Source organism: Nocardiopsis sp. NPDC006832, from assembly GCF_040635885.1.
GTDB lineage: Bacteria > Actinomycetota > Actinomycetes > Streptosporangiales > Streptosporangiaceae > Nocardiopsis.
Map to the genome: position 1 here is coordinate 68,112 of NZ_JBEYLC010000030.1, position 6,859 is coordinate 74,970.

At 70.1% G+C, this 6,859-nt stretch carries 5 protein-coding genes; 1 reads left to right on the forward strand and 4 read right to left on the reverse strand.

The annotated features are described in order from the left end of the window. Nucleotides 1–7: 7 nt before the first annotated feature. The 4 genes from ABZ717_RS15940 to ABZ717_RS15955 all read right to left on the reverse strand — a co-directional run bounded on the left by ABZ717_RS15940 (nucleotide 8) and on the right by ABZ717_RS15955 (nucleotide 4,557). The gene (locus ABZ717_RS15940) at nucleotides 8–1,795 is read right to left on the reverse strand and encodes an ABC-F family ATP-binding cassette domain-containing protein (RefSeq protein ID WP_358510447.1); all 1,788 of its coding nucleotides are present in this window, start codon (nucleotides 1,793–1,795) and stop codon (nucleotides 8–10) included. 106 nt (nucleotides 1,796–1,901) lie between these two features. Further along, the gene (locus tag ABZ717_RS15945; protein ID WP_358510450.1) at nucleotides 1,902–2,801 is read right to left on the reverse strand and encodes a transketolase; all 900 of its coding nucleotides are present in this window, start codon (nucleotides 2,799–2,801) and stop codon (nucleotides 1,902–1,904) included. A 20-nt stretch (nucleotides 2,802–2,821) separates the two neighbouring features. Continuing rightward, the gene (locus ABZ717_RS15950) at nucleotides 2,822–3,526 is read right to left on the reverse strand and encodes a thiamine pyrophosphate-dependent enzyme (RefSeq protein ID WP_358510452.1); all 705 of its coding nucleotides are present in this window, start codon (nucleotides 3,524–3,526) and stop codon (nucleotides 2,822–2,824) included. An 83-nt stretch (nucleotides 3,527–3,609) separates the two neighbouring features. Beyond that, on the reverse strand, nucleotides 3,610–4,557 hold the full coding sequence (locus tag ABZ717_RS15955) for a 4-(cytidine 5'-diphospho)-2-C-methyl-D-erythritol kinase (protein WP_358510455.1): 948 nt from the start codon (nucleotides 4,555–4,557) through the stop codon (nucleotides 3,610–3,612). A 262-nt stretch (nucleotides 4,558–4,819) separates the two neighbouring features. On the opposite strand from ABZ717_RS15955, the gene ABZ717_RS15960 reads away from it, so the two are divergent. Continuing rightward, a complete protein-coding gene (locus ABZ717_RS15960) occupies nucleotides 4,820–6,715 on the forward strand; it encodes a serine/threonine-protein kinase (RefSeq protein WP_358510458.1) in 1,896 nt (631 codons plus the stop codon). Nucleotides 6,716–6,859 lie beyond the last annotated feature (144 nt).

Here is a 6,859-nt window from a genome sequence, read left to right on the forward strand (position 1 = left end):
CCTCTCGTCAGTCGCCCACGAGTTCGGCCTGTTCCAGCCAGACCATCTCCAGCTCGTCCTTCTCGCCGGCGAGGGCCTTGGCCTCCGCGTCGAGCTCGGCGAGCCTGGTGTAGTCCTCGGCGGCCGCGGCCATCTGCTCGTGCAGCCGGGCCTCCTGCTTGGCGATCTTGTCCATCCGCCGCTCGACGCGCTGCATCTCCTTCTGGGCGGCGCGACGCTCGGCCGCGGAGACGGCCGGTGTCTCGTCCTCGGTCCGCTTCTCGGCGGCGGCCGTCTCGGAGGCGCCCAACGGCACGGTGACGTCACCGGCGCCGGCGGCGCGGCGGTCCAGGTACTCGTCGACCCCGCCGGGCAGGAACGCCAGGGAACCGTCGCCCATCAGGGCGAGCACACGGTCGGTGATGCGCTCCAGGAAGTACCGGTCGTGGCTGACCAGCACGAGGGAACCGGGCCAACCGTCGAGCAGGTCCTCCAGCTCGGTGAGCGTCTCGATGTCCAGGTCGTTGGTGGGCTCGTCCAGCAACAGCACGTTGGGCTCGTCCATGAGCAGACGGAGTAGCTGGAGTCGGCGGCGCTCACCACCGGACAGGTCACCGATCGGGGTCCACTGGCGTTCGCCTCGGAAACCGAACTTCTCCAGCATCTGGCTCGCGGTGTAGTCCCGCTTGCCGATGGTGATGTGCTCGCGCACGTCCATCACGGTCTGGAGGGGGCGGGCGGTGGGGTCGAGTTCGGTGACGTTCTGGGACAGGTGCGCGAGCTTGACGGTGCGACCGGTCCGCACGGTCCCGGAGTCGGGGTCGCGCTCCTCGGCGAGGATCTTGAGCAACGTGGACTTGCCCGCGCCGTTCACGCCCACCAGACCGACCCGGTCGCCGGGGCCCAGCTGCCAGGTGAGGTGGTCCAGCAGGGTGCGGCCGGGGATCGAGTACGACACGTCCTTGAGGTCGATGACGGTCTTGCCCAGCCGGGAGGTGGCGAAGCGCGTCAGTTCGACGGTGTCGCGGGCCGGCGGCTCGTCCGCGATGAGCTGGTTGGCCGCCTCGATGCGGAACTTGGGCTTGGACGTGCGCGCGGGGGCGCCGCGGCGCAGCCAGGCAAGTTCCTTGCGCATCAGGTTCTGCCGGCGGTCCTCCGCGGCGGCGGCCTGACGGTCGCGTTCGGCCTTGGCGAGCACGTAGGCCGCGTACCCGCCCTCGTAGCGCTCGACGGAGCCGCGCCCGACCTCCCAGGTGCGGGTGGTGACGGCGTCGAGGAACCAGCGGTCGTGGGTGACGACCACGAGCGCCTCGGGGCGTGCGCGCAGGTGCGCGGCGAGCCAGGCGATGCCCTCGATGTCGAGGTGGTTGGTGGGCTCGTCCAGCACGATGAGGTCGTGGTCGTCGACCAGCAGGCGCGCCAGTCCGGAACGGCGGCGCTCACCACCGGAGAGGCCCGACATCGGCAGGTTCAGGTCCCAACCACCGAGCAGCCCCTTCAGGATGTCGCGAATGCGCGCGTTGCCCGCCCACTCGTGCTCGGCCAGCCCGCCGAGCACGAACTCGCCGACGGTACTTTCGGGGAAGTCGTCCCGCTGGTGCAGGAAACCGACCCGTAGTCCGCGGTTGTGCACGACCCGGCCGGAGTCCGGCTCGGTGATCGCGGACAGCACGGAGATCAGCGTGGACTTACCACCGCCGTTGCGGCCGACCACGCCGATGCGTTCGCCCTCGTCCACGCCAAGGGACACCTTGTCGAGGAGTACGAGCGGCCCGTAGGCCAGGGACACGTCCTGAAGGTTGACCAGATTCGTCATCACCCTCCATTGTGCTGCCCCCGCGAAGGTGCGCGGACCGCGCACCGGGGAACGCCCGGGGCCGCACCACGCGAGGCCCCGGGCGGGTTCACGGGGGAAGGACCCCTCACACCAAGAAGAACTCCCTGGCGGACTTGGCGATTCCCTCGGTGTCCAAGCCGTGGGCGCGGGCGTGCTCGGCGGGGGTCCCGTAGGCGCGCAACTCGGCGTCCCGGGGCACTCCCAGGGACAGCTGGCGGTGTCGCCGGTCGGCGAGTGCCTCGGAGACCTCGTGCGCGGACGTTCCCCGCAGGTAGGGCTCCACCAGGAGCACGTCGGCGTTGCCCGCCGTGGCGGCCAGCACACCGAGCCCCTCACGGTCGAAGGGGCGCACGGTGGAGGTGTAGGCGACCGTGACGTCGAGGTCGGCGGTGGCCTCCAGGGTCCGGTCGAGCATCGGGCCGACCGCCAGTACGACGCCGGCGGAGCGGGGCGATCCTGTGCGCACCACGTGCAGTCGAGACCGTACGGGCAGCGCGGCCCGGTTCGAGGTGTTCGACAGCCTCAGGTAGACGCGGTGGTCCCCGGGGATGTCCTGTTGAAGGGCGTCTCGGACCTCGTCGGGGTGACCGGGCACCCGCACGGTCCAGCCGGGGAGGGTGTCGAGGACGGCGACGTCCTCGGGCGCCTGGTGGGTGCGGCCCTCCTCGGCGGCGTCGTAGGATCCGCCGATGCTCACCAGGATCGCGCCCGCGTCCTGGTGGCCGAGACCGATCTTGAGCTGTTCGAAGGGGCGCTCGATGAGGAACGGCGCGTAGCTGTGCGCGATCGGGCGCATGCCGGTGAGCGCGAGTCCCCCGGCCACGTCGATCAGGGCCTGTTCCCGGATGCCCAGGTTGATCACCCGGCCCGGGTACTTGAGCGACGAACGGCGGAACATCCCGGCGGAGATGTCGGCGAGGACGACCGCGGTGCGGGGGTCCTCGTCCATGGCCTCGTTGACGGTGGCGGCGAAGGTCTCACGCATGTCTTGGGCTCCTCGGCTTCTCAGTTGCGGACGCGTGCGACGACGGCCAGGGGCCGACCGATCCGGGACGGGACGAAGGCGTCGTGCAGGGCGGTGTGGTCGCGCCCGTTCACCTCACGGGTCTCCCAGCCCTCGACCTCGAAGCGACGGCCGATCCCGCCGGGCCAGCCGTGGGTGGCGGAGCCGTTGTCGATGGCCACGACGGTGAGGTTGTCGACACCGAGTCGGCCCGCGGCGGCGATGGCCTCGTGGTTGCTGCCCTCGTCGAGTTCGCCGTCGCCGACCAGTACCACCACTCGTGGTTCGGTGCCGTCGGCCCGACGGATCCGTTGGGCGCGCAGGCCGAGGGCCATGCCCAGTCCCAGCGGCATCCCGTGCCCGAGGGAGCCGCTGCCGATCTCGACCCCGGGCACCAGGACGCGGTCCGGGTGGTGACCCAGCGGGGAGTCGAAGGTGGTCCAACCCCGCAGGGTGGGTACGTCGAGGAAGCCCTTGGCGGCGAGCACCGCGTAGTAGGCGGCGGGCCCGTGCCCCTTGGAGAGCAGGAAGCGATCGCGGTCCGGTGCCTCGGCGGTGTCGGGCGTGACGTCGAGGACACGGTCGTAGAGCACCCACAGGACGTCGAGGGTGGACGAGGAAGCCCCGTTGTGCTTCTCGTCCCCCTCCATCAGCCCGATGAGCGCCGGAAGGTCGGCGTACCTGGAGAACGTGGCTGTGATCGTCATGCGACCCAGTGTTCGACCTCAACAATGGTTGAGGTCAACCCGAACGAAGGGCCCGACCCCCGAAAAACCTCACATGATTTGCGTCACAGAATCGTGGCGCCGGGGACGTCGCCATCGGCCGCCACGACCTGCTCGCACAGTCCGGTGCTCCGCAACGCCGCCACCACCGCCGCCTCACGTTCGGCGACCACCGACGAATCCTCGTCCCCGCCCACCAGGAACGCGCAGGTCGGGCCGGAACCGGACACCAGGGCACCGAGTGCCCCCACGCCACGCCCGGCCGCCAGGGTCCGCTCCAGCTCGGGCAGCAACGACAGGGCCGCGGGCTCCAGGTCGTTGCTCAGCGACCGACCCAGCGCCACGGCGTCCCCCGCGGCCAGCGCCTTCTCCAACTCCGGGTCCGCTCGGGGGGTGGGCGCGTCCGGTCGCAACCGGTCGTACTCGGCGAACACGTCCGCGGTGGACAGCCCGCGCTTGGACAGGGCGAACACCCAGCGGTAACGGCCAGGGCTCGCCATCGGCTCCAGGATCTCGCCACGGCCGGTGCCCACCGCGGTGGCTCCGACCAGGCCGAACGCGACGTCACTGCCCAGTCGGGCGGCCAGCTCCAACAGGCGCTCACGGGGCAGCTCACAACCCCACAGGCGGTCGCAGGCGATCAGCGCCGCCGCGGCGTCCGCGCTTCCCCCGGCCATGCCGCCCGCCACGGGGATGTTCTTCTCCAGGTGGATGTCGACCGGCCCACCTCTGCCGGTCTCCCGCGCCACCGAAAGGGCGGCGCGGGCGGCGAGGTTGCTCTCGTCCAAAGGCACCCTGGCCAGGTGAGATCCCAACTCACCGCCCGCGGTGAGGGTTACGAGGGGACTCTGCCGACGCGGGTACGCGTCCTTGACGGTAACCTCGTCGAACAGCGAGACGGCGTGGAACACGTTGACGAGGTCGTGGAATCCGTCCTCGCGGCCGGGCCCTACCGCCAACTGGAGGTTCACCTTCGCGGGGACCCGCACGGTTACGGTGGTATTAACGGTCACGAGTCCCCAATCGTAAAGGAACCCCCACCTTGCGTGAACACACACCCCGGAACGGGGCCCAGGGTGTTCACCGGCTTCGATCAGCGCGAAGATCCGCGCCTCGGAGTTCGACCGAAATCCATGTCCATGGACTCGCTACCACTGTCATGTCAGTTTCCGCCCGCCCTCGAAGCGGCCCAATCCGGCCTACGAGTGGGAATCCGGGCACAAACACCGCTACCTTGGGGCAAGGCGGAGTTTGGACACCGTCGGGGAGGGTCGCTTGCCGTCGGATGGGCTCCCGAAGAACCTGGAACCGTTGGCCGCCGGAGATCCGGCCACCATCGGTCCCTATGTGCTGTCCGGGAAGCTGGGCAGCGGCGGCATGGGTACCGTCTACCTGGGCAGCACGCCCGAGAAGAACACCCATGTAGCCATCAAGGTGATCCGCCCGGAACTCGCGTTCGACGAGCAGACCCGGGCGCGTTTCCGTGACGAGATGGAGAACGCCCGCAAGGTCGCCTCCTTCTGCACCGCCAAGGTGCTCGACCACGGGACGTTCGAGAACCGTCCCTACATGGTGACCGAGTACATCGCGGGCACGGCCCTGGCCGAGCACATAGCGGAGAACGGTCCCCTGGACTCCTCCACGCTGCACGGCTTCGCCCTGGGCGTGGCCGCGGCGTTGGCGGCCATCCACCGCACCGGGCTGGTCCACCGCGACCTCAAGCCCGCCAACGTGCTGCTGTCCATCTCCGGTCCCCGGGTGATCGACTTCGGCATCGCGCGGGCGATGAACACCGCCACCAACCACACCCAGACCGGCATCGTCATGGGCAGCCCCGGCTGGATGGCTCCCGAGCAGTTGCTGGAGGAGAAGGTCACCACCTCGGCGGACATCTTCGCCTGGGGTTGTCTGGTGGCCTTCGCCGGCAACGGCACGCACCCCTTCGGCAACGGCGACGCCATGACGCTGGGCAAGCGGGTGCTGTTCGCCGAACCCCAGATCAGCAACCTGGACCCGCCGCTGGACCGGCTGGTCGCCCGGGCCCTGGCCAAGGAACCCGGACGCAGGCCCACCGCGCAGGACCTCCTGCTGGAACTCGCCGGTGGTGAGGAGGCCGGCAACCCCAACGACATGGTGTCGCACGCCCTGCACCAGTCGTGGCGACCCAACCTGCCGCCGATGCCGCCGGGGCCGCCCGGGCCTCCGGGCATGCCGCATCCGGCGCACCAGAGCGCGACGGGCATGCGCCATCCCGCCCCCGGCCAGTACCAGGCGGCGGCCCCCATGGCCCCGCCCTCGCACCAGACCGGCAACTTCACCCACCCGCCGCAGCAGGCGCCCCACCAGCCGCCCCGACAGCCGCAGCAGGCTCCTCAGCAGCAGCACGCGGCGCACCCGTCGACCGGTCACCCCGCGCCGTCAGGGCCCGCTGGGCCACAGGGACCTCCGCCCGCGCATCACCCGGCCTCCACCGGGCCCATCCCGATGGTGCCGCCGCCCGAACAACAGCGGGGCCCGCAGCCGTACGTTCCGCCGGTGCCCCCGCCGCCACACCGCCCCACCGCCCCGGGCAGGCACGGCACCTTCTACTGGGGTGTCATCGCGGCGGCCATCGCCCTGACGGTGGCCCTCGCCCTGCTGTTCCTGCTCGCCATGAACGGCGCCTTCTCCCCGGACCGGAACCAGGAAGGCGGGACCGACGATCCCGGGGCCGCGGCGGAGAGCCCGGAACGGGAAGGGGACTCCCAGGCCGGGCAGGCCCCGGACGAACCCGCGCCCACCGACGAGAACGGCGCTGCGTTCTCCGCCGACGAATCGGTCCGCTACCAGGTCGAGGATCTCTCCTGCGACAAGGAGCTGCCCGGACGTTCGACCCCCTCCGGCGGCCGTTACTGCGTGATCGACCTGACCGTGGAGAACAGGGGCGACACCCCGATCGACTTCGGTTCCGACAGCCAGAAGCTGGTGACGGACGACAAGCGTTGGCTCACCTCCGAGTCGCCGACCGCCGCCGAGGCCACGTCCAGTCTGTGGGGGACGATCGATCCGGGTGAGGCCGGTGTGGGTCCGCTGGTGTTCATCCTGGCCGTGGACGAACTCCCCGAGACCCTGGAACTGTTCCACGACCCGGAACAGGACCCGACCAGCATCAGGCTTCCCGTCACCGAATAACGGACACGCGAACGAGGGCGGGGTCCGGCGCACACGCGCCGGACTAGTTATTGCAGACATGCATGTTACTGGAACTTACACGATGCCTTGTGCTCGTACTTTAGTACCAGTTGATGTGCCTCTTGATGTATCTACTTCAGAAGT